General features: G+C 46.7%; 20 protein-coding genes. 12 read left to right on the top strand and 8 right to left on the bottom strand.

Annotated features, from left to right (window positions below; genetic code table 11):
• Positions 1 to 16: 16 nt before the first annotated feature.
• From G6R11_RS00190 to hemC, 4 genes are read right to left on the bottom strand one after another with little or no spacing between them, the layout of a single operon-like run.
• Positions 17 to 1,186, bottom strand: a complete 1,170-nt coding sequence (locus G6R11_RS00190) for a heme biosynthesis HemY N-terminal domain-containing protein (RefSeq protein ID WP_163130154.1) — start codon at positions 1,184 to 1,186, stop codon at positions 17 to 19.
• Positions 1,186 to 2,361, bottom strand: coding sequence for a uroporphyrinogen-III C-methyltransferase (locus tag G6R11_RS00185; RefSeq protein ID WP_163130152.1), 1,176 nt, complete (start codon positions 2,359 to 2,361; stop codon positions 1,186 to 1,188). The genes G6R11_RS00190 and G6R11_RS00185 overlap by 1 nt, the downstream gene beginning before the upstream one ends.
• Entirely contained in the window at positions 2,348 to 3,115 is a 768-nt protein-coding gene (locus G6R11_RS00180) for a uroporphyrinogen-III synthase (RefSeq protein ID WP_163130150.1), read from the bottom strand. The genes G6R11_RS00185 and G6R11_RS00180 overlap by 14 nt, the downstream gene beginning before the upstream one ends.
• Positions 3,116 to 3,124: 9 nt before the next feature.
• The gene (gene hemC / locus G6R11_RS00175) at positions 3,125 to 4,051 is read right to left on the bottom strand and encodes a hydroxymethylbilane synthase (RefSeq protein WP_163130148.1); all 927 of its coding nucleotides are present in this window, start codon (positions 4,049 to 4,051) and stop codon (positions 3,125 to 3,127) included.
• Between the two features lie 253 nt (positions 4,052 to 4,304).
• On the opposite strand from hemC, the gene G6R11_RS00170 reads away from it, so the two are divergent.
• Positions 4,305 to 6,779, top strand: coding sequence for a class I adenylate cyclase (locus G6R11_RS00170; protein ID WP_163130146.1), 2,475 nt, complete (start codon positions 4,305 to 4,307; stop codon positions 6,777 to 6,779).
• A 284-nt stretch (positions 6,780 to 7,063) separates the two neighbouring features.
• Here G6R11_RS00170 and cyaY read toward each other — a convergent pair whose 3' ends face one another.
• Positions 7,064 to 7,387, bottom strand: coding sequence for an iron donor protein CyaY (gene cyaY / locus G6R11_RS00165; RefSeq protein ID WP_370525637.1), 324 nt, complete (start codon positions 7,385 to 7,387; stop codon positions 7,064 to 7,066).
• A 74-nt stretch (positions 7,388 to 7,461) separates the two neighbouring features.
• Between cyaY and G6R11_RS00160 the strand changes: the two genes are divergently transcribed.
• From G6R11_RS00160 to uvrD, 7 genes are read left to right on the top strand one after another with little or no spacing between them, the layout of a single operon-like run.
• Positions 7,462 to 7,590, top strand: coding sequence for a lipoprotein (locus G6R11_RS00160; protein WP_163130142.1), 129 nt, complete (start codon positions 7,462 to 7,464; stop codon positions 7,588 to 7,590).
• 28 nt (positions 7,591 to 7,618) lie between these two features.
• Positions 7,619 to 8,872 carry a diaminopimelate decarboxylase gene (lysA, locus tag G6R11_RS00155; protein WP_163130140.1) on the top strand — a complete coding sequence of 418 codons (1,254 nt, stop codon included), beginning with the start codon at positions 7,619 to 7,621 and terminating at the stop codon, positions 8,870 to 8,872.
• Positions 8,873 to 8,876: 4 nt separating this feature from the next.
• Entirely contained in the window at positions 8,877 to 9,707 is an 831-nt protein-coding gene (dapF, locus tag G6R11_RS00150) for a diaminopimelate epimerase (protein ID WP_163130138.1), read from the top strand.
• Positions 9,704 to 10,405: a DUF484 family protein gene (locus G6R11_RS00145; protein ID WP_163130136.1), complete on the top strand. Its 702-nt coding sequence runs from the start codon at positions 9,704 to 9,706 to the stop codon at positions 10,403 to 10,405. The genes dapF and G6R11_RS00145 overlap by 4 nt, the downstream gene beginning before the upstream one ends.
• A gap of 6 nt (positions 10,406 to 10,411) precedes the next feature.
• Complete coding sequence (gene xerC / locus G6R11_RS00140) at positions 10,412 to 11,308, top strand: tyrosine recombinase XerC (RefSeq protein WP_163130134.1); 897 nt, start codon at positions 10,412 to 10,414, stop codon at positions 11,306 to 11,308.
• Positions 11,309 to 11,320: 12 nt separating this feature from the next.
• Complete coding sequence (locus G6R11_RS00135) at positions 11,321 to 12,028, top strand: HAD-IA family hydrolase (protein ID WP_163130132.1); 708 nt, start codon at positions 11,321 to 11,323, stop codon at positions 12,026 to 12,028.
• A 33-nt stretch (positions 12,029 to 12,061) separates the two neighbouring features.
• Positions 12,062 to 14,236, top strand: coding sequence for a DNA helicase II (uvrD, locus tag G6R11_RS00130; protein ID WP_163130130.1), 2,175 nt, complete (start codon positions 12,062 to 12,064; stop codon positions 14,234 to 14,236).
• 35 nt (positions 14,237 to 14,271) lie between these two features.
• Here uvrD and rarD read toward each other — a convergent pair whose 3' ends face one another.
• From rarD to G6R11_RS00115, 3 genes are all read right to left on the bottom strand, one after another.
• Positions 14,272 to 15,171, bottom strand: coding sequence for an EamA family transporter RarD (gene rarD / locus G6R11_RS00125; RefSeq protein ID WP_163130128.1), 900 nt, complete (start codon positions 15,169 to 15,171; stop codon positions 14,272 to 14,274).
• An 89-nt stretch (positions 15,172 to 15,260) separates the two neighbouring features.
• The gene (locus G6R11_RS00120; protein WP_163130126.1) at positions 15,261 to 15,857 is read right to left on the bottom strand and encodes a hypothetical protein; all 597 of its coding nucleotides are present in this window, start codon (positions 15,855 to 15,857) and stop codon (positions 15,261 to 15,263) included.
• Between the two features lie 122 nt (positions 15,858 to 15,979).
• On the bottom strand, positions 15,980 to 16,444 hold the full coding sequence (locus tag G6R11_RS00115; protein WP_163130124.1) for a thioesterase family protein: 465 nt from the start codon (positions 16,442 to 16,444) through the stop codon (positions 15,980 to 15,982).
• A 140-nt stretch (positions 16,445 to 16,584) separates the two neighbouring features.
• On the opposite strand from G6R11_RS00115, the gene recQ reads away from it, so the two are divergent.
• From recQ to polA, 4 genes are all read left to right on the top strand, one after another.
• A complete protein-coding gene (gene recQ, locus G6R11_RS00110; protein WP_163130122.1) occupies positions 16,585 to 18,372 on the top strand; it encodes a DNA helicase RecQ in 1,788 nt (595 codons plus the stop codon).
• A gap of 27 nt (positions 18,373 to 18,399) precedes the next feature.
• Entirely contained in the window at positions 18,400 to 19,821 is a 1,422-nt protein-coding gene (locus G6R11_RS00105; RefSeq protein ID WP_163130120.1) for a YdiU family protein, read from the top strand.
• Entirely contained in the window at positions 19,809 to 20,117 is a 309-nt protein-coding gene (locus G6R11_RS00100; RefSeq protein WP_163130118.1) for a DUF3630 family protein, read from the top strand. Before G6R11_RS00105 ends, G6R11_RS00100 begins: the two co-directional genes overlap by 13 nt.
• 387 nt (positions 20,118 to 20,504) lie before the next feature.
• Complete coding sequence (gene polA / locus G6R11_RS00095; protein WP_163130116.1) at positions 20,505 to 23,264, top strand: DNA polymerase I; 2,760 nt, start codon at positions 20,505 to 20,507, stop codon at positions 23,262 to 23,264.
• The last annotated feature ends 98 nt before the right edge of the window (positions 23,265 to 23,362 follow it).

The following is a 23,362-nucleotide window of genomic DNA, read 5'->3' as shown; positions in this document are numbered from 1 at the left end:
TGTGTTTGCTACAAAGCTAAATAGCTAGCGCTTGGCGATAGTAATGAATCGCCTGCTCGGGTTCATCCAGTTGGCGGTGAACTTCGGCCAAACCTTGATAGCACTCGGCACTTGGGGCCAGCTTCATGCTTTGCTCAAATAACTCTTTGGCTTCGGGCCATTGTTGCTGTTGCAAATGTAACTGGCCAATTAAGCGCATTAATACTGCATTTTCTGGGTGCTTGCGGCGCAAGCTAGAAAGCTGCTGCAATAATGGATGAGGATCGTTTAAATGCAGCTCTGCTGCCACGTCGAGTAATTCACTATCTAGGTGGCGGTTGATAAGGTCACCGAGTAGCTGATATGCCGCCGCATTGTCGCCAGAGCTAATTAGCGCGCGGCAAGCTGCAGCGGCAATAGTCATTTGTTTCTTTTGCTTACGCGGCATGCCATTCCAGTGTTTAGCTACCGCATCAGAACCTTGGCTATTGGCCAATTCCAAAAATAAGTTTTTGTAGGCACTAGATAACTGAAGTTGATAGTGGGCATCGTCGATTAAACCGGCCTTTAATGCTAGCGGCAGTAAATCGATATAGCGTTGCCACAGGCTAAGCGCGGGCAGGATAGTAAGCAGCATGCGCTTCACTGCATCTTGCTTGAGGTTTTCGTGTGGCAGTTGCTCAATACTGCTTAACGCTGCGCTGTAGTTTTGTTGCTTGAGCTGCAAACGAGCTTGAGTAACCAATACCGCCGCATCGTTATTAGTAATGCGAGTGGCTTGCTCTAAGTACTTATCGCGCTTTTTATCTTGGCCTTGCTCTTGAGCTGCCTCTGCAGCGGTCAAATAGTTAAGCGCTGGGGCATCACTAAGATTGGCGGCTTTGCTCACTAATTTCTCTGCATTTTGGTAGTCGCCCCGCATCATCGCCAACATGCCTTGTTGAGTATGAACATTGGCTTTTTGTTTACGGCGGTGGCCCCACCAAGCGCCACTGCGTGAGAAACTTAACCATAACCAGCGGGCTAACCATAGGCTGAGTAACAAGACACAAAAGCAAATAAAGCTTAGGAATATTGCACTGGTTACCGACATTTCGATGGTGTAGTTATCAAAGGCAATTAGCACATAGCCTTTGTTACCAGCCAGCTGCGGGCCAAGCGCCAGACCCAGCGCAATGCACACCAGTAGAACGATAATCTTAACCATTATTCAACTCCTTCAAAGGAAGGGAGTAAGCGTTGTTGGCGTTCTTTAATCGCTTGCTCGGCTGCGCCTAGGCTGCTTAATTGTTCTGGCAGTTTATCAACAATGTCTAGTTGCTGTAGCTGCTTTAAGTCTTCAATCATGGCTTGAGCTTGCGAGTTTTGAATAAAGAACTCGCCTACCCATTGCTCAGCACGTTGTAATTTGGCTTTAAACAGCTCTCCTTGAGAACGGAATAAGGCTTGCTCGGCTTGTTGTAACTGCAGTTTTAGGTTTTCTTTTAAGTACCAAGCGTGTTGCGGTTCTATCAGCGCTTCAACCTGTCCATCACGGCGGCGCACGGTAACAAAATTTTCGCTAAACTTACGCCAGCTTTTAGCTAAGTTGTCTTGCCAATCGGCGCTATCGGCGCTGAGTTGATTATCTTTGGCGGCAACCACTTCGGGCAATTCAATCTCGGCCAGTTGCAGGCTTTCTGCTTGCTGTAAAATACCTTCTAAACGAAAGGCGATGCCTTCCTTGTCAACCAGAGGGATGCTTTTAAGCAACTGCACATCGGCATTAATGGCGCGGCGTAATGACAATAAATGTGGGTCATCGGCGTTGTTAATGCTGTTGTCCGCCTCGGTGAGTAGGGCGATAGCGGTAACTGGATCTTGCTCTAGCCACAACTTGTAGGCGGCTAATTGCAGTAGGAAGTTGGCTTCGTTTAAGCGCCAGTGATTGGCATCTTTAATATTTAATAAGGCCAGCTGCCGTTCAATGGTTTTGCGGTTTTGCTCAGTGAGTTCGAGTTGAGCCTGCAAAGCGCTCATTGCCTGATTTTGCCCAGCCACCGTTTGAGCAAGTTTGTCTAGCTCGCTTTTACTGTTGGTTTGAGCGCTTAATAGGTTTTGCTCTTTAGCTTGTAAACTGGTCTTTAGTAGTTGCAGTTGAGTATCTGCATGTTCTCTAAATTGGTGGCCATGCCAATACAGGCCGGCTGCAATGCTGATACTGAGAATAATCGCCACAATTGCCAATATTTTTGCCAGTTTGTCGCCCTTGGCTGGAGCGGGTGTTGGTTTGCTAGGCGGAGGTGTAGCGGCGGCGCTAGCCGTTGTTGCTTCTTTAGCACTGCTAGAATCGCTAAGCTCGGTAGCCTTTGATTGACTATCTGATTGTTTATTTTTGGTCATTTTCATTCCTTGCAGATGACTGCATTCGCGCTAACGCGTCGATGCAAGCCTTATCTGATGCGCCGTCGCACAATACTGTATGCATAAAACCCAAACTGTCTGCGTATTCTAGCAAACGCTGACTTGGTACCAGTAAGTTGGTATTTTTTAGCCAAGTTAGCTGCTTAGGCTCACTCATAAGGGTAGTAAGGTGTTTCAAAATTTCACCACTGGTAGCCACAATAGTGTTGATCTGTGACCGCCATTGTTCAAGTTGTTGCGAAGAATAGTTCAGTAGTTGGCGTTGGTAGCAGGTGAGGTAATTCACCTGAATAGCTTGTTTTTCTAGTTGCTGGGCCAACCATTCCCGGCCTTGTTGGCCGCGCAATATATGCGCCTGCTGAATACCTTGCAGTTGGGTTTCGATGAGCTCAAGCATGCCTTCACTGTCTTGGCGGGCGGGCACCTTGGCGTTTACGCCATATTGCCGCCAACACTCGGCAGTGGCTTTACCCACTGCTAAGTACTGACAATTTGGGGGCCAACTTAAGCCTTGTTGGCTGAGGTAAGTTTGGCAAGCCTCAACGGCATATTGGCTAACAGCGATAATGAGGTTGTTGCCATCAACGCTTTGAATAATTGAAGGTAACTCGGCGATTTGCTCACTGGCAGTAATCTTAACCATCGGCGCAGCAATGGCATGATGGCCATTGGCGTGTAACATGCTTACGCAACGTTGATTATGCGGCTCAGGCCGCGTAACAAGTACCTGCACCGCTACCTCTTATTGTTGCTGGTAAACCGCCTTAAGAATTGGCTCTGCACCTGCTTCTAGCAGCTGCTCAGCTAGCTGCAGACCAAGTTGCTCTGCTTGTTGACTGCTGCCGGTGATTTGTTTTTCTATCACTGTCGAGCCGTCTACCGCACCCACTAAACCTCGTACAAAAAGCTGTTCACCTTCCAGTTCAGCATAACAACCAATTGGCACCTGACAACCACCTTCTAGGTGGCGGTTCATGGCGCGCTCAGCAGTAACGCGTGCTACTGTTTCAGGGTGATTGAGGGGAGCTAGTAACTTCAATAGTTGTAGGTCGTTGCTGCGGCATTCTATGCCTACAGCGCCTTGGCCACCGGCAGGCAATATTTGCTCTGGCTCAATATAGGCTTTAATGCGTGCTTGCATTTCTAGGCGTAATAAACCAGCACTGGCGAGAATAATCGCATCGTATTCACCAGCGTCTAGTTTGGCTAAGCGAGTATTTACATTGCCGCGTAAATCTTTGATTTTAATATCTGGGCGTTGCGCCTTAAGCTGGCACTGGCGGCGTAAACTAGAGGTGCCCACCACTGCGCCTTGAGGTAAGTCGGCGAGGCTTTGGAATTGGTTACTGACAAAGGCGTCGCGAGGGTCTTCGCGTTGGCAAATACAATGCAGCCCTAGGCCCTCGGGGAACTCCATCGGCACATCTTTCATCGAGTGCACCGCAATATCAGCTCGGTCTTCTAACATCGCCACTTCAAGTTCTTTAATGAACAGCCCTTTACCACCAATTTTGGCCAGAGGAGTGTCGAGTATTTTGTCGCCTTTAGTACTCATTGGTACCAGTTCTACCTCAATGCTCGGGTGGTGGCGCTCTAATTCGGTTTTCACAAAATAGGCTTGCCACATGGCTAATGGACTTTTGCGCGTGGCAATTCTGACTTTATTCACAAACACTTACCTCTTTTATTTATCCAGAGATAGTATCACCAGTTAGTTTATAGCCCAAGTAAGCATTGTTGGCTTAAAAATAGCCAAAAGTTTGTTTTAGCTTAGGTATTTGTATTAGCAAGTTGCTTAAAATATACCCACTAAAAGTGTGCGTATCTGTTTACCACTATTATACTAACTGTTAAGATGATCACACTTTAGTGATGTCTAAATTACATTAAATACAAACGCGATAAAGCTAGGTAACTTAAACTTGCGAGATACGATTGCCACTCTATTAGAGAAGGCTACCCAATTTAATCAACACCGGAAGCAGCTAGCATTGCAAACAATGCCAGCCGCTGTGCAGCAGGTATTTGAACTGCTGCCTTCGATGTTGCATTACTCGCACCCCTGCATACCTGGCTTTATTGAAGGCGAAGTGCCTAGCGGCGTATGCCAATTTGCCCCAAGCGCGCGCCACGGCATTTATTTGCAGCAACACTTTTTATGTAGCCCTGAAGAACCCAAGCAATGTGAGATTCTTGGTTTGTATTCCATGGGCAGTACTGCCACGGTTGGTCAAACCGAATCTAGCGATTTAGATATTTGGGTATGTCATAACACCGATTTAGCCGCAGAGCGTGTGGCTTTGTTGGCTGAAAAATGTGAGCAAATCTCATCTTGGGCTGCCCACCAGGGAGTTGAACTTAACTTCTTCATGGTGCAAGAGAACCAGTTTAAAACCGGTTCTATTAGCGAATTGTCTAAAGATAACTGCGGCAGTGCTCAGCACCTGTTATTGCTGGATGAGTTTTACCGCACCGCCCTGCCCTTAGCGGGTAAGCAGTTAGTCTGGTTTGCGGTACCTAGTGACTTAGAACAAAGCTACGACAGCTTTGTACAGCAGCAATTTGAACTAGGCGTATTCAATCATCAAGAATGGCTAGACCTAGGTGGCTTAGACACCATTCCTGCCGAAGAGTATTTTGGCTCAGGTTTATGGCAGCTTTATAAAGGCATCGACTCTCCTTACAAAGCCGTGCTTAAAACCATGTTAATGGAAGCTTACTCGGCTGACTATCCAAGACCTAGCCTATTGGCGGTAGAAGCCAAGCGTTTAATGCAGCAAGGTGAAGAGTTTGGCCTCGAGCAAGATGCTTATTACTTGATGCTCAACAAGGTAACTCAATACCTTGAGTCAATCGAAGATTACGCGCGCCTCGATTTAGTGCGTCGCTGTTTTTACTTGAAGAACTGCGAATGTAGCCCGCTGCCTAGCGACTTGTTAGATGTGCGCTCCTTAACTTGGCAGCAGCGCTTTATGGCTAAACTGGTGAAGCAGTGGAAATGGCCGCAGCAAAAAATTGAGCACCTAAATTTACGCCGAGCTTGGAAAGTGCAAGACGTGCGCCTCGCTCACAGTGAGTTGCTTGATGCTTTGATGCTTAGCTACCGTAACTTAATTCGCTTCGCTCGACGCAATGACATTAGTGAGTCGATTAACCCGGAAGACATTGGCATTTTGTCGCGCAAGCTCTACGCTGCCTTTGAAAGCTTGCCGGGAAAAGTGACCTTAATTAACCCACAAATTTCTCCCGATTTATCAGAAGCTAACCTTAGTTTTATTCATGTGGGTAAAGGTCGAAGTTGCGCCGAAGGTTGGTATATATATAAGCAGCCTTTAACTGGCTTAGAGATAGTAGGCCAGCCTCCTTTGGAGCACGCCACCTATATTTCTAAGTTACTGGCCTGGAGTTATTTCAATCAACTTAAAACTGATCAAACTCAGCTTAGCTTGCATACTCACCCGGGCGACCTAAATCTTGATACGCTGAATCAATTTGCCGAAGACCTACGCCGCGCCTTTCCGGTAAACGTAGATGCGGCTAGTAACCTAGCTCTAACTCGACCCTGTGAAATTCGCCACCTTGGGGTGTTTATCAACCTTGAAAAAGACCCTACCGCTAACTGGGGTGGCAAGGTGATTGAGTTTGATGCAATTTCTACCGATGTATTTAGCTTTGGTCGTGATTCTGACTGCTTGGTAGGCTCGGTTGATCTGGTCTACCGCAATACTTGGAATGAGATTAGAACTCTGCATTTTTCTGGCGACAGTGCAGTGGTTGATGCGCTCACCACCATTTTGGGTAAGATGCATCGTGACGCCAATATCCCAGAGCATATCGATGTATTTTGTTATAGCGAGAACTTACAAGAACAAATTGGCGCCAACTTTAAGCAGTTGCTGGTAGAAAGCATTAAAAGCCGTTTACAGCCCTTGGATAAGCGGATTGTTAAAACCATTGTTCTGGGCAGTGAAAAATACGGGCTTTTTATTGAAGATCGCGGCGTGTCGGTGAAGAAACTAGAAAACGGCGTCGAGTTTTATCGTCAGCTCTCCAATAACAAATTGCAGCGTTTACCTTTGCAGCTAAATGCTGGCAATACCAAGAAAGTGCCGAATGTAGTAGAGGCCCATGCCAGTGAAGGTTTGGTTCAATACTTCTTTGAAAACCTCACTACAGGTTTCAATATTTACATTGTGGATGAGCACAATCGCATCGAAATGTATCAAGATTTTGAGGGTAGCAAAGAAGAGTTGGTGCAGGGCATTAACCGTTTTTACACCTCTTCGCGCGAGCAATATGGTACCCGTCATGAGGTGATTAATTTCAATTTGCCGCAGTTTTACGACATTGTTGCTGTAGACGGCCAGTGGCAGGTTGAATCTTACCGCAGTAGCTAAACGTTTTACTTCCTTCTGTTATAACAAACCTAATACTAACTTGCCGCTACCCCTAAACATAACAACACCGCTGTCGTTTATGGCTAGTGGCAAGTTGATCTTATTGCTGTAGCGCTTGCTATCATACCAATCGTACTAAGTAACTGTTCATTCTATCTGGTTACAATACTCGATAATTGCCTTAGAATTTTTGATTGTAGAATAACTACTTATCGAAAAATCCTGCCTTATTCTCGAGTATTTTTCCTGCGCTATTTCTGGTCACTTACCTAGTGTGATTGGTATTAGAAGCTAAGTTGCTCACCGCTTTGCTTGGTGATTGACTCTACCAACAAAGTCCAAAACTCGTTGCCACTTCTATTACATATCCACTGTTGTTCGGTTTCGTGCCACTCAAAGTGGTAGCCGCCAAACTTAGTGGCCAACCAAAGCTGATGCAAAGGCTCTTGTTTGTTAATCACCATTTTACTGCGGTTTTCAAACTCAAGTGTTAGCACGCCACCATTGATGTCACACTCAATATCGAAGTCGTCACTGTCCATGGTTTGCTCGATACGTTCAAAGGCATCATCTACTAGCTGGTGATATTGGCTATCATTCATCACAATCATCCTGTCCTATTGCTTTTCTTGCTTCGAATGCGGATTATAGAGGGCATTCAAAAAAGAATCATGGCTTAATCATGAACAAACAAGCAATTGCCGTTATTTTGCTAAGCATAGGCCTAAGTGGATGTGGTCAAAAAGGACCTTTAACCCACCCGCCAGCCGAGCCACAGAGCGCTCCCGAGCAAGTAACGCCAAGCGAGTAAGCAACGCAACACAATTAAGGACAGATCATTGGATTTTTTTAGTTATCAAAACGAGCAATTACACGCTGAACAATGCTCGGTAGCTGATTTAGCAAGTACCTATGGTACGCCTCTATACGTATATTCACGCGCAACTATTGAGCGTCATTGGCAAGCTTTTGATAAAGCGGCGGGCGATCGCCCACATTTGATCTGTTATGCAGTAAAAGCCAACTCTAATCTTGCAGTATTAAACATTATGGCTCGCATGGGCTCGGGTTTTGATATTGTTTCTGGTGGCGAATTAGCCCGAGTGATTGAAGCGGGCGGTGACCCAAGTAAAGTGGTGTTCTCTGGTGTAGCCAAAACCGAAGCAGAAATCACCGATGCACTTAACCACGGAATTCACTGTTTTAACGTTGAGTCAGAGCCTGAGCTAGACCGCATTAGCAAGGTTGCCCAAAGCCTTGGCAAAGTAGCCCCTATTTCTTTGCGCATTAATCCCGATATTGATGCTGGTACTCACCCTTATATTTCTACTGGCTTAAAAGAAAACAAATTTGGTATTGCTATTGAGCGCGCCCAAGAAGCTTACGCTTATGCTGCAAGTTTACCTGGCTTAATGCTGGTTGGCGTAGATTGCCATATTGGTTCTCAGCTCACCGAGATTGCCCCGTTTGTTGAAGCTATCGACAAACTACTTGCGCTTATCGATCAATTGGCTGAGCAAGGCATTGTGATTGAGCATCTCGACGTAGGTGGCGGTTTAGGCGTTAATTACGATGACGAAGTGCCACCAGAGCCAGCCGATTACGCCAGTGCTCTTGCTGAGCGTTTAGGCGATCGTAAACTCAAGTTATTGTTTGAGCCAGGCCGCGCGATTATGGCAAATGCGGGGATCTTGGTGTCTAAAGTAGAGTTCTTAAAAATGTCGGAGAGTAAAAACTTCGCCATTGTAGATGCAGCCATGAACGACTTACTTCGTCCTGCTTTATACAGTGCGTGGCAACGCATTGTGCCAGTCATTAACAAGCCAGCGCTCGCTACAGCAAGCTACGATGTGGTGGGCCCGGTATGTGAGACCGGCGACTTCTTAGGTAAAGACCGTGAGTTGGCCATTGAACCGAATGATTATATTGCGGTGCGCTCCGCTGGAGCCTACGGTTTTACCATGAGCTCTAATTACAACTCTCGTTGTCGAGCTGCCGAGATAATGGTAGACGGCGATAAGGCTCACCTAGTGCGTGAGCGAGAAGTATTAGCATCACTTTGGGCCGGCGAAACGCTGTTGCCTGAAGGATAAGCCAATGCTAGTAAACTTTACTAAAATGCACGGTTTGGGAAATGACTTTGTGGTTATCGACAATGTCACTCAAAACGTGTTTTTTAACCAAGAAGTGATTAGCCGTTTGGCTGATCGCAACTTTGGTATTGGCTTCGACCAGTTTTTGGTGGTTGAGCCACCTTACGATCCAGAATTAGACTTTCACTACCGCATTTTTAATGCCGATGGCAGTGAAGTAGAGCAGTGTGGCAATGGCGCCCGCTGTTTCGCCCGTTTTGTGGTTAACAAAGGGCTAACCAACAAGCGCAGTATTGGGGTTAGTACCAAATCTGGCAAGATAGTCTTGCACGTTGAGAACGATGGCCAAGTCACCGTAAACATGGGCGTGCCGGAGTTTGAGCCAAGTAAAATTCCGTTCAAAGCCAAAAAGGCCGAGAAAACCTATATCTTGCGCGATGAAGAGCAAACCGTGTTCGCCGGTGCAGTATCTATGGGTAACCCCCATTGTGTATTGGAAGTGGATGACGTTGCTCAGGCACCATTAGAAACCTTGGGCATGCGTTTAGAAAAGCACGAGCGTTTCCCGCAAAAAGTGAATGTAGGTTTTAGCCAAATTATCGACGATAAAAACATTAAGCTGCGGGTGTTTGAACGTGGCGTAGGCGAAACGCTCGCTTGTGGCACTGGTGCTTGTGCGGCTATGGTGGTTGGACGTCAGCAAGGTAAATTGGCAGAAACAGTTAATGTCGACCTGCCCGGCGGACGCTTACGTATCCAATGGGCTGGTGAAGGAAAACCGGTGAAAATGACCGGACCAGCAACGATGGTTTTTGACGGCCAGGTGCATATATGAGTGAGTTCGACCTATCCCAGCCACTGCTAATCGATGAAACTTTGGTGGTCGAGTTCTTGCTCGATAACCCAGACTTCTTTGCGCGCCATCCTAATCTTATAAAGCAGCTGCGTTTACCGCACAAAGAAAAGGGGGCGGTGTCCTTGGTTGAGCTGCAAGTTCAGCGTTTGCGAGACAAGGTGCTGAGCTTAGAGCAAGAGATTACCGACTTGATGAGTGTCGCCAGCCTTAACGAGCGCATTTACCATGTTTATGTGGATTTATTGCCCGACTTAATGGCCTGTGATTCATTTGCTGAGTTACAACATCGTTTAAGCCGCGCCTTAGTGGATGATCTTGGGGTAGAGCGCGTATCGCTGCGCTTAAGCCAACAGTTTAATCTTGATGACTTGTCGCCAGAATATGGCCTAGAGCAAGATCAGATTGAACGAGTAAGAGTCACCCGTTTAAGTCAGCAGCCACACTATTTTGGCCGTATGACCAAGGGCGAGCTGGAACTACTCTTTGATAATACCGATGACATTGCCTCGGTGGCATTAATGCCTCTGGGTCTCAATGCCGAGCTGGGTTTCTTTGTGGCCGCGAGCCGTGACGCCGACCACTACGTTGCCGGTATGGACAGTTTATTGCTCACTCAACTATGTCAGGTTATCAGCAGTTTGTTATTACGCTTAGTTCCTCTTCAATCTGAGCAGTAACGGCCGATGATGCAGGATGATATAGAACACTTCCTTCACCATCTCGAAGTAGAGCGTCGCTATAGTCCTGCTACCATTAGCTCCTATCAACGTAGTTTATTGCAACAAGCTAAACTCCTCGAAAACCTTGGTTGTGAAACCTGGTCACAAGTAACCAGCGCCAATGTGCGCAGTGTGTTGCTCAAGCTTAAAACCAGTGGTTTATCGGCGCGTTCAATGGCTAATAAACTGTCGGCCTTACGCAGTTTTTTTAAGTACTTATTGCAACAACAAAAGGTCAGCTTTAATCCGGTAGTTGGTGTATCCGCACCCAAGCAAAGTAAACCCCTACCCAAAAACCTCGATGTAGACTCATTGAATCAGTTGCTCTCTATGGAGGGGGATGATTTGGTAAGTAGTCGTGATTTAGCCATGATGGAATTGTTTTATGCCAGCGGTATGCGATTAGCCGAACTGGTTGGCTTAAACGTTCAAGATATCGACTTTAAGCAGCGGCAGGTTATTGTTACCGGTAAAGGCAATAAACAACGCTGGGTGCCCTTTGGCAGCAAAGCCGAACAAGCGCTTAAGCATTGGCTGAAACAGCGTCGATTATTGGTGATGGATGAAGAAGAACCAGCCCTGTTTGTGAGTGTAAGGCAGCAGCGTATTAGTCATCGCACAGTGCAAAAGCGGTTGCAGCACTGGGCGCAACAAATGCAGTTGTCGGGTACTTTGCATCCTCACAAATTACGCCATTCTTTTGCTACTCATTTGCTTGAAAGTAGTGGTGATTTGCGGGTGGTTCAAGAGTTATTGGGCCATGCTAATTTGGCCACCACTCAAGTTTATACCCATCTTGATTTTACCCATCTAGCCACCAGTTACGACGCCGCCCACCCGCGCGCAAAACGTAAATCTTAAGTGAGTGATTCCATGATTTTCTATCGAAGTTGGTCACCGGTACAGGCACTATCCTTTGATTTAGACGATACCCTCTATGACAACTGGCCCTATATCATGCGTGCCGAACAATGGTTAATCGACTACCTCAAAGACCAAGTGCATGTAACTGCTCATCTCACTGCAAGCCAATGGCAGGGCTATAAACGCCAAGTCATTAAGCGTAAGCCCGAGTTGAAAGGTGATGTTAGTGCCTGCCGCGTTGCTTGGTTAAGTTTGGCCTTTACTGAGCATGGCATGGCGGAAGCTGAAGCCAGTAACTTAGCCGAGAATATCTTCCAAGAGTTTTTAGCGGTACGCAGTGATTTTGTAGTACCGGCAGAGAGTCTTACTTTGCTGCAAAACTTGGCGAAACGTTATCGACTCGTAGCGATTACTAATGGCAATGTGGATATCGCTAAAATTGGTTTAGGCGGTTTGTTTGAGTTAGAGCTTAAAGCGGGAGGCGAGTTTAAGGCAAAACCGGCAGCAGATATGTATTTGTATGCCTGCCAGCAATTACAACTGGCTCCGCAGCAAATTGCCCATGTTGGCGACCATTGCATTACTGATGTGGCGGGTGCGACTAAGGCCGGTTATCGCTCCATTTGGCTTAACCAAAACAGCCAGCAAGCACGAAAACTGCAAGCTCTTCCTGATATTGAAATAAGCCAGCTGGCACAACTGCAACACCTGTTATAATATACAGGTGTTTTTACCCCTCAAGAGAATTCCATGGATATTTCCGAGCTGTTAGACGGCCTTAATGAAAAGCAGCGCGAAGCCGTCGCTGCCGCGCCAAGCAATATGTTACTTCTGGCCGGTGCGGGCAGTGGCAAAACACGGGTATTGGTGCATCGCATTGCATGGCTAATGCAGGTTGAGAATGTATCGCCCTTATCGATTTTGTCGGTAACCTTTACCAACAAAGCCGCTGCTGAAATGCGCTCGCGAGTAGAAAAGCTGGTGGGTAGCCGCTTCCAAGGTATGTGGATGGGCACCTTTCACTCCTTAGCTCACCGTTTATTGCGAGCTCACTACCGTGATGCCGGTTTGCCAGAAGACTTTCAGATCATTGATTCCGACGATCAATACCGCTTATTGCGCCGCTTAATTAAAGCCATGAACTTAGATGAAAAGCAGTGGCCAGCCAAACAAGTGCAATGGTACATCAACGCGCGTAAAGACGAGGGGCAGCGCGCCGAACATGTTGATTACAGTAATAACCCAATTGAGCGTCAGCAGTTAGAAATTTATAAAGCCTACCAGCAGGCTTGTGATCGTTCCGGTTTGGTTGATTTTGCCGAGCTGCTGTTACGCGCTCACGAGTTATGGTTGAAGCAGCCACATATTTTGCAGCACTACCAACAACGTTTCCGTCATATTCTGGTGGACGAGTTTCAAGATACCAACACCATTCAATATGCCTGGTTGCGGATGTTGGTTACCGACAAAAACAACATCACTATTGTGGGTGATGATGACCAGTCAATTTATGGTTGGCGTGGTGCAAAAATTGAAAATATTCAAAGCTTTGAGTTAGATGTGCCCAAGGTGAACACGATTCGCCTAGAGCAAAACTACCGAAGCAGCGCCAACATTCTTAAAGCCTCTAATCAGCTGATTGAAAATAACCAAGGGCGAATGGGTAAAAGCCTGTGGACCGACGATAAAGAAGGCGAGTTAATCTCTATTTATACCGCCTTTAATGATATTGATGAAGCCCGTTTTGTGGTGGCGCGTATTCAACAGCGGGTGGAGCAACACGGTGCCAGTTTGGCCGATTGTGCCATTTTGTACCGTAACAATGCTCAGTCGCGGGTTTTAGAAGAAGCGCTGATGCAAGAGCGCTTAGCCTATCGGATTTATGGCGGCTTACGCTTCTTCGAGCGTCAAGAGATTAAAGATGCATTGGCCTATTTGCGCTTAATTAGTAATCCTCATGATGATGCTTCTTTTGAGCGAGTGGTAAACACGCCAACTCGCGGTATTGGCCAACGCACTATCGAGCTATTGCGCCAAGCGGCTCGCGAGCAACAGCTAAGTTTGTGGCAAGCTGTAGACTATTGCTTGCAGCACAATGCCCTGTCTGGTCGAGCAGCCAATGCAGTAAAACAGTTTGTTGAATTGCTTGGGCAGTTAAAGCTGCAAACTCAGGAAATGGTCTTAGGTGAGCAAACCGATTATGTGATTAAAGGCTCGGGCTTGTTGGCGATGTATCAAGCTGAAAAAGGTGAGAAAGCCCAAGCGCGGGTAGAAAACTTGGATGAATTAGTTACCGCTACTCAGCAATTTACTCAAATGGAAGAAGACCAAGATCTTTCTCCTTTGGTGGCCTTTTTGTCGCATGCCGCCTTAGAGGCTGGTGATAACCAAGCAGAAGCCGACGAAGCTGCAGTACAGCTAATGACCTTGCACAGCGCTAAGGGCTTGGAATTCCCAGTGGTGTTTTTAGTAGGCGTTGAAGAAGGCATGTTCCCAAGTCAGCAGTCGGCAGAAGAGTCGGGTCGCTTGGAAGAAGAGCGCCGCCTTTGTTATGTAGGTATGACTCGCGCTATGGAAAAACTCTACCTCTGCCATGCAGAGAGTCGCCGTTTGTGGGGCAAAGAAGTATTCCATCCTCCGTCGCGCTTTTTACGTGAATTACCTAGTGAATGTTTGGATGAAGTGCGTTTGAATACTGCAGTTAGCCGACCGGTGCAACAAGGGCGCTTTTCTTCACAGGTACAACAAGCGGCCTTTGACGACAGCGGTTTTAACTTAGGCCAACGGGTATCTCATCCTAAATTTGGCGCTGGGATTGTACTTAATTATGAAGGCTCTGGTCAGCAAAGCCGCGTACAAGTGCAGTTTGAGGAAGCTGGTGCCAAGTGGCTGGTATTGGCGTATGCACGGCTAGAAGCCCTATAAAATTAGAGCTTCTCTATGAATAATAAAAAAGCAGCCTAATTAGGCTGCTTTTTTTGTTTGCGTTGGTTACCAATGGCATCCCAAGTAAATACTGCCAAGCCTAACCAAATAAAGGCAAAGGTGAGTAATTTCATCGGTTCTAGTGGTTCGTCATAAACGCTGGTGGCCAGAATAAACATTAGCGATGGGCCAATGTATTGGAAAAAGCCAATGGTTGATAAGCGCAAGCGGGTGGCAGCGGCGGCAAAGCACAATAGCGGCACAGTGGTGACGATACCCGCGCTCAATAATAGTAGGTTTAACTGAGTATCGTTATTGACCATTTGGCTGCTGGCTGAATCAGCAAAAAGCCATAAATAGCCAATGGCGAGAGGCAATAACCATAGGGTTTCAACAAACAAACCAGGCAAGGCACCCAAATTAACTTTTTTACGTAATAAGCCATATAAGCCGAAACTTACAGCTAGGCTGATTGCAATCCACGGCAGCGAGCCGTAGCTAATCACTTGAATCAATACGCCAATTAAGGCCAAACCAATGGCAGCCCACTGAGCACGGCGAAAGCGCTCGCCCAAGAACAACATTCCCAGCACCACATTAAATAAGGGGTTGATGTAATAACCCAAGCTGGCATCTAACATTCGGTCATTGTTTACCGACCAAATAAAAATCAGCCAGTTAATGCCAATAAACAATGAGGTTAAGGCTAGCGTCGCCAGTTGCTTAGGGTGTTTTAGTACTGCGCTAACCGCCGACCACTGCTTGCCTACGGCGAGCATCACCGCTACAAAAATGCAGGACCATAACACCCGATGCGCCAAGATCTCATAAGCAGGTACTGCACTTAAACTCTTAAAATAAATGGGGGCGATTCCCCACATGGTGTACGCGGCGAGAGCAAATATAACGCCGTGTTTAGTGGCTTGATTAGGCATAAAAGATGAAAAAAGAAGGAAAGTCAGCGTAGTGTAGCAGGCAGGTGGCTATGCAGCCATATATTCACAGTGTAAGTTGTGTCAGTGAGTTACACCGCCGAGGCGGCTTCGCAGTAGAGTTTACTCCATACTTTATGCAGCTGCGTTTCGGCTTGGCACAATCTGTCGATTTTCTGAATAATGGCCTTGCTTTGACTATTCTGGGCTTCTAGCAAAAGGTGAAGGAGGTGTCCTAATACGCCATGCACAAAACGTTCGTTTAAAGGCTCGTGATAGCTTTGCCAAGCGCGAACACAGCTGTAACCGGGAATAATGTCTTTAGCGTAGCTAGACAAAATGCGCATTGGCCAAGGCCGTTGAATCTCATCTTGAGTATTTAAGCATTCTACTAGGGGTTGCTGAATATGTAGGTAACGCAATAGGCAACGATCGCGCTCGTTTAGGCAATCGTCATGGATTTGCTCAAAATGCTGTAAGTCTTGATCGGGTTTTTCAAATATCCCTAGTTGTTTGCATTCAACAATGCGGTAGTCGGGGAAGTGGGCAAAGTCGCCATAGCCGTCTAGTTCGTGCTCTAGCCATTGGCCTAAGTCTTCTAGCTGTAAGTCGGCATTAATCTCTTTTACTTCTAGCAACACGCTATTTAAGGTATTGATTAACAAAGAAGAGCTGTAAGTTGTGCTCATTATTTTACTTGCCTATGCCGCAGTCTATTTCCAAGTTCAGTATAGCCCTAACTGAGAGAAAACTATCAACACTGAATTGATATTTCGACAAAAATTGATTTTTCGATGGCAAGTTTGCTGCACTAACCGACCAAGTAAGTGCCGGTGCCAAAGGCAATATGGGTGCCTTCCTGATTATGCAATTCCATGCGCGCGACGGTAACTTTATTGCCGGATCGGATTATCTCGGCAGAGGCGTAAAACACTTCACCAATGCCCGGCCGCAGGTAGTCAATGCGCAGGTCGATGGTGCCGGTTTTAGAAATCCGAGCAGACAGCTCTTTACTGGATAGATCTTCTAAACGCTTTACTGCCGCTGCGGCGGCGGTCATGCCCCCTGCGACATCTAAAATAGTTGCGGTAGCACCGCCGTGCAATATGCCATGAATGGGATTACCCACTAATTTGGGATCCATTGGCAGCTTTAACTTAACCCCAGTTGCGCTGTAATCCACTAACTCAATGCCAAGTAATTGATTAAACGGCATTTGATTAATGAAGGTGTCGGCAATGGCTTGGCGCCATTTTTGTTGTCTTGGGCTCGTCATGCTGTATCCATACAAAATTAAACGCTTGTTTAAATACTGTATAGCTAGAAAAGAATAAAGGCAAACCAAGACAAGCCGCTGCAGCTTGATTACAATGTGCGACCGATTAGCCACTCTCTGTTTTTGGATCTCGAGTCTTAATGCAACGCGCCCAGCAAGTTTTACAAGATGTATTTGGTTTTGCCGAGTTTAGAACTGGGCAAGCGGCGGTGATTGAGCGGCTATTAGACAACAAAGACTGTTTAGCAATTATGCCAACCGGTGGCGGCAAGTCGCTGTGTTATCAAATCCCCGCTTTGGTCAAGCCGGGCTTAACGGTAGTGGTATCTCCGCTTATCTCCTTGATGAAAGACCAAGTAGATAGCCTGCAACACAATGGTGTAAATGCAGCATATTTAAATTCTAGCCTTGAGCGAGAGCAGCAGTTTCAAATCTATCGAAGCTTGCAGCAGGGCGAGCTTAAACTGTTATACATTTCTCCAGAGCGTTTAATTAATGGCGATTTAATTGAACGCCTGCAAGCCATGCCTTTGGCGATGTTTGCGATTGATGAAGCCCATTGTATTTCCCAGTGGGGGCACGATTTTCGACCAGAATATAATGCCCTTGGCTGCTTAAAACAGAACTTCCCTTCGGTGCCTTTGGTGGCCCTAACTGCTACCGCTGACGACACCACCCGACAAGATATATTACAGCGGCTTGGTTTGCCTGATGCCTTCACCCTAGTATCAAGTTTTGACCGACCGAATATTCGCTACACCTTGCAGGAAAAATATCGCCCCTGGCAACAGCTTAGCGATTATGTAAAACGGCGTAAGGAAGATAGCGGCATTGTTTATTGCAGCAGCCGTAAGCGGGTAGAGGAGCTAGCCCTAAAACTCAGCGCCGAAGGTATTCGCAGTGCTGCTTATCATGCTGGTTTACCCATCGAACAGCGCCAATTAGTGCAAGAACAGTTTCAGCGCGATGAAGTAGAAGTGGTGGTTGCCACGGTTGCCTTTGGGATGGGCATTGATAAACCCAATGTACGCTATGTGTTTCACTACGATATCCCTCGCAATATCGAAGCCTATTACCAAGAAACCGGTCGTGCTGGCCGCGATGGTACCGAGGCAGAAGCAGTGTTTTTGTATGATCCCGCCGATGCCAACTGGGTGAGGCGAATGATCGATGAAAACGAAAATGAACAACAGCGCCAAGTAGAGAGCCATAAGTTTAATGCCATTGTGGCCTTTGCCGAGGCGCAAACTTGTCGTCGTCAGGTATTGCTTAACTATTTTGGCGAATACCTATCCAAGCCTTGCGGCAACTGTGATGTGTGTTTAGACCCACCCAAGCAGTATGACGGCTTGCAAGATGCCCAAAAAGCCTTGTCTTGTGTTTATCGCTTAGGTCAGCGCTTTGGCATAGGTTATGTTATTGAAGTGCTGCGAGGCAGCATGGGCCAGCGCATTTTAGAACAAGGCCATGATAAGCTGTCGACCCATGGAATTGGTAAAAGTGCCAGTCATGAGCATTGGATGAGTGTATTACGCCAGCTTATTCACCTAGGCTTATTACAGCAAAACATTGCCCGTAGCTCGGTATTGCAGTTAACTGAGGCTGCACGGCCATTTTTAAAAGGTGAACAGCCCTTATCGCTAGCGGTGCCGCGCTTAAACACCACCAAGCAAAGTAAAAAAGCCACTAGCTATGGGGTTTACGATAAACGATTGTTTGCCTTGCTACGTAATTTAAGAAAGCGTTTAGCCGACGAAGAATCAGTGCCGCCTTTTGTGGTGTTTAACGACGCCACATTAATTGAAATGGCTCAGCAAGTGCCGCAGACTCAACACGAGATGTTGGCGATAAGTGGCGTTGGTTTGAAAAAACTTGAGCGCTACGGCTATCAGTTTTTAGGCTTAATCGACCAATACCAGGCGAGTTAAGCAACCGCCTTACACTAAGGATCGCAGATGGAATTTGTGAATCGTTTTTCTAATGAGCTACCCGAGCTGTGCCATCACCAGCAGCCAACCCCGCTAAAAGATCCTGAGTTAGTGGTGCATAGCCATGCCGCCGCTGAGCTAATTGACTTAGACAGTGAGTTTATGACCGGTGAGCAAGCCCTTGGCTTAAGTGCTGGCAGCCTGTTGATAGATGGCATGCAACCAGCCTCAACGGTGTATGCTGGGCATCAGTTTGGTGGTTATAGCCCGCAATTGGGCGATGGACGAGCATTGTTGCTTGGCGAAGTACAAACCGCGCAGGGGGACTATTGGGAACTGCAATTAAAAGGTTCCGGCTTAACTCCTTTTTCTCGCCAAGGCGATGGTAAAGCAGTACTTCGTTCCAGCATTCGAGAGTTTTTAGCCAGCGAAGCCATGGCCACCTTGGGCATTGCCACAACCCGTGCCTTAAGTTTAAGTGTTGGTAGTGGGTTGGTGCAGCGTGAGCGCTTTGAAAAAGAAGCCATGCTGCTACGCATGGCGCCCAGCCATATTCGCTTTGGCCATTTTGAATATCTGTATTACCAACAGCAAACTCAGCCGTTAAAGCGCTTAGTCGATTTTTGTCTAGCCCATTATTTTAGTGATTGTTTAAGTGCCGAAAACCCTGTGTTAGCGATGCTAGAGCAGGTGGTCGACAGCACCGCATTCATGATTGCTAAGTGGCAAGCCGAGGGCTTCTGCCATGGGGTGATGAATACCGATAACATGTCGATTTTGGGCTTAACCATCGACTATGGCCCCTATGGCTTTTTGGATGATTATAATCCTAGTCATATTTGTAACCACAGCGATCATTACGGACGTTATGCTTTTAACCAGCAGCCTGCTGTGGGATTGTGGAATTTACAGCGACTAGCCCAAGCATTGTCTGATTATGTTCCAAGTGCCAAGTCAGAACCTTTGTGGCTGCGTTATCAGCAAAAAATCAATGAGCATTATCAAAGCTTAATGTTGAACAAACTTGGCTTCTCGCAGTGGCAAGACAGTGACGAACAGCTGGTGGGTTTACTGCTTAAAGTGATGGCTGAGCAAAAGGCCGATTACCATCAAAGTTTGCGCGCTTTAGCGCAACCGATTGACCGCTTAACTAAACAGCTAGCAGAGCCTTGGCAAGCCTGGTTAAAACTCTATGCAGAGCGCAGTCAACAAAATGGTTTGGATGAACAACAGCGTATTTTGACTGTTAAGCAACATGTGCCCTTGTATGTACTACGTAATTACTTGGCCCAGCAAGTGATAGAACAAGCTGAAGACGGCAGTTATGCACAGCTTCGCCAATTGCATCAAGTACTCAATAATCCCTTTACTGAGCAAGCCGATGCCCAGCATTTTGCTGAGCCACCGCCAGCTTGGGGTAAGTGTTTGGAGATCTCATGCAGCAGCTAGCCGGCGGGATCGAGGTGCTTGCAGAGCACGCCGTGATCACTATTAGCAAGTCCTTTACTGAATCGCAGTTTTTAGTCAGCGCCGAGCTATTTGTAAAACAGCAACAATGGCAACAGGCCTTTATTGAACAGGGCGCCGATTGGCAGGTATTAGGCTTTTATATCGAACAGCAACTGTGGTGGTTTCGCTATGATGCGCTGAGCCAAGGCGCTTGGTTTGAGTGCGCCAATAGTGAGCATTTTCAGGCCAGTTCTGCCCTATTATTGGCCGCCTTAAATCATGCCAATTTTGAATAAACAAAATTATATTTTTAGGCTGGTTAAAATGTGATCCATTACAAGGTTTCCGGCAGGCTTATCTTCTATATTAATCCACCTGCCAGCGTTGAGTTGTTTATTAATTCACCGCTAGGTCGCGAAAAGCAATGTCATGGAATGATGTTTTCCACAATAAGGGAACTATTTGCTGCTCCAATTTCTTGCCTTTCTTTATCTATAAGTTACTGAATTAAAACTTATTTGTTGCTTTCTATTTAGCTTGTGATTTTTTCGCGAGAGAATTTCTGCTGTTTGTCAACAGAGTTATCCACAATTTGTTGCGGCCGATAACGCTTAACTCTGGTGCATTTAGGGTGGCTGTGGCATCATCGAGCGCAATGAAAATCTGAACGATGGATCACGGTAATGGCAACCCTTCCCGACCAACCCTTAGTGCTTGTTGACGGCTCTTCTTATCTATATCGCGCTTACTACGCTCCTCCACATCTAACTAACTCAAAAGGCGAAGCCACAGGTGCTGTTTATGGCGTTGTGAACATGCTGCGCAGCTTACTTAAGCAATTTAAGCCAGAGCATATTGTGGTGGTGTTTGACGCCAAAGGTAAAACCTTCCGGGATGACATTTATAAAGAATATAAAGCCAACCGCCCTTCCATGCCCGATGATTTGCGCAGCCAAATAGCACCTTTGCATGCGGTGATTAAAGCCATGGGATTGCCTTTAGTCGCTATTGAAGGTGTTGAAGCTGATGATGTTATTGGCACCTTAGCCAAGCAAGCTTCGGCAGAAAATAAAGCAGTAGTGATTAGCACTGGCGATAAAGACATGGCGCAGCTGGTGGATGAAAACATCACCTTGATCAATACCATGACCGACACGGTGATGGATCGCGCTGGCGTGATCGATAAGTTTGGTGTACCACCAGAGCTGATTATCGATTACTTAGCGCTAATGGGCGACAAAGTGGATAACATTCCTGGCTTGCCAGGGGTGGGCGAGAAAACGGCCTTGGCCATGTTACAAGGCATTGGCGGCGTGGATGACTTACTGGCTGATCCAGACGCAGTGGCACCGCTGGGCTTTCGTGGTTCTAAAACCATGCCTAAGAAACTACGTGAACACGCTGAAGATGCCCGTTTATCTTATTTGTTGGCCACTATTAAATGCGATGTTGAAGTCGGCTTTAGCATGGATGACATGTTACGAACCGAAGAAGATAAAGATGCGCTGATTAAGCTATTTGGTGAATTGGAATTTAAGCGCTGGTTGAGTGAAGCACTTAGCCCATCAACTAACAATGCGGCGGCATCAGCAAGCGCTGAGGCCGAGCTTGCCGCTCCTGTCGCAGAGCTTAAAGGTGAGTATGAAACCATTTTAAGCAAACAGCAGTTTGAAGAATGGTTTAAACGCCTAGTTGATGCCGAGCTAATCGCCATCGATACCGAAACTACGTCGCTTAATTACATGCAAGCTGAGTTAGTGGGATTATCTTTTGCGGTTGAAGCCGGTAAAGCAGCCTACTTGCCAGTGGCTCACGATTACTTAGATGCACCAGAACAGCTGGATCGTGACTGGGTACTAGCACAGCTTAAGCCTTTGTTGGAAGATCCCAACAAGGCCAAAGTAGGTCAAAACCTTAAGTACGATGCCAGTGTATTAGCGCGTTACGACATTGCGCTAAAAGGCATTAAGTATGACACCATGCTTGAGTCTTACGTATTAAACAGCACCATTACTCGTCACGACATGGACTCTTTGTCGCTGCAATACTTACAGCACAAAACTATTAAGTTTGAAGACATTGCCGGTAAAGGTGCCAAACAGCTTACGTTTAATCAAATTGAGCTAGAAACCGCGGCGCCTTATGCTGCAGAAGATGCCGATGTTACTTTACGTCTGCATCAAACCCTTTGGGCCAAGTTAGAAAAAGAGCCTAAATTAAAAAGCTTATTTGAAGAGGTAGAACTGCCTTTAGTAGGTATTTTGTCGCAAACCGAGCGCCAAGGTGTGCGTATCGACAGCCAACGCCTCGCAAAACACAGCTTGTCTTTGGGCGAACGTATCGACGGTTTAGAGAAGCAAGCGCATGAGCTAGCGGGCGAACCGTTTAACCTAGGCTCGCCTAAGCAATTGCAAACCATTCTATTTGAAAAAATGGAACTGCCGGTGATTAAGAAAACGCCTAAAGGTGCGCCATCTACAGCCGAAGAAGTGCTGCAAGAGCTGGCCTTAGATTACAGTTTGCCAAAGGTGATTCTAGAGTATCGTAGTCTGTCTAAACTTAAGTCCACCTACACCGACAAACTGCCTAAAATGGTTGAGCCAAGCACTGGCAGAGTGCATACCTCTTATCACCAAGCGGTTACCGCCACCGGTCGTTTCTCGTCAACCGATCCTAACTTACAGAATATTCCGATTCGTCACGAAGAAGGCCGCAAGGTTCGCCAAGCATTTGTACCAGCCGATGGTTATAAGTTAGTCGCGATAGATTATTCACAAATTGAGCTGCGTATCATGGCGCATCTTTCTCAAGATGCAGGTTTGCTTAAAGCGTTCGCTGCGGGAGAAGATATCCATAAAGCTACCGCTGCTGAGGTATTTGGTAAAGAGCTTGAAGCGGTAAGTGGTGACGAGCGCCGCAGCGCCAAGGCGATTAACTTTGGCCTCATTTATGGCATGAGCGCCTTTGGTTTAGCCAAGCAGCTGGGCATTGCTCGCGCCGATGCGCAAAACTACATGAACCGCTACTTTGAGCGCTACCCTGCGGTATTAGACTACATGGACAGTACTCGTGATTATTGTCAGGAACATGGCTATGTAGAAACCCTGTTTGGCCGCCGTTTGTATTTACCGGAGATTAATTCGCGTAACGGTATGCGTAAAAAAGCGGCCGAACGTGCTGCGGTGAACGCGCCAATGCAAGGCACTGCCGCCGACATTATTAAAAAGGCGATGATCGCGGTTGCTCAATGGCTTGATACTCAAGCTAGCGAGAATTGCAAGATGTTGATGCAGGTTCACGATGAACTGGTCTTTGAAGTATTAGAAAGTGAATTGGATAAGATTGTCCCGAAACTTACCGAGCTGATGGAGCAGGCAGTAACATTAGATTTACCCTTAGTGGCTGAATCTGGAATTGGTAACAACTGGGACGAAGCCCACTAGCACTCAACTCGCTAGTAGAAAACAGTGGATGATAGTAAAGGAGGCGATGGCCTCCTTTTTTTGTGCTTCAAGGTTTTGCGAATTTTGGTAATTATGAA

Origin of the sequence: Agarivorans sp. Alg241-V36 (assembly GCF_900537085.1) — a bacterium.
GTDB lineage: Bacteria > Pseudomonadota > Gammaproteobacteria > Enterobacterales > Celerinatantimonadaceae > Agarivorans.
Note: the sequence above shows the minus strand (reverse complement) of the source record. Positions and strands in the feature narration are given on the sequence as shown.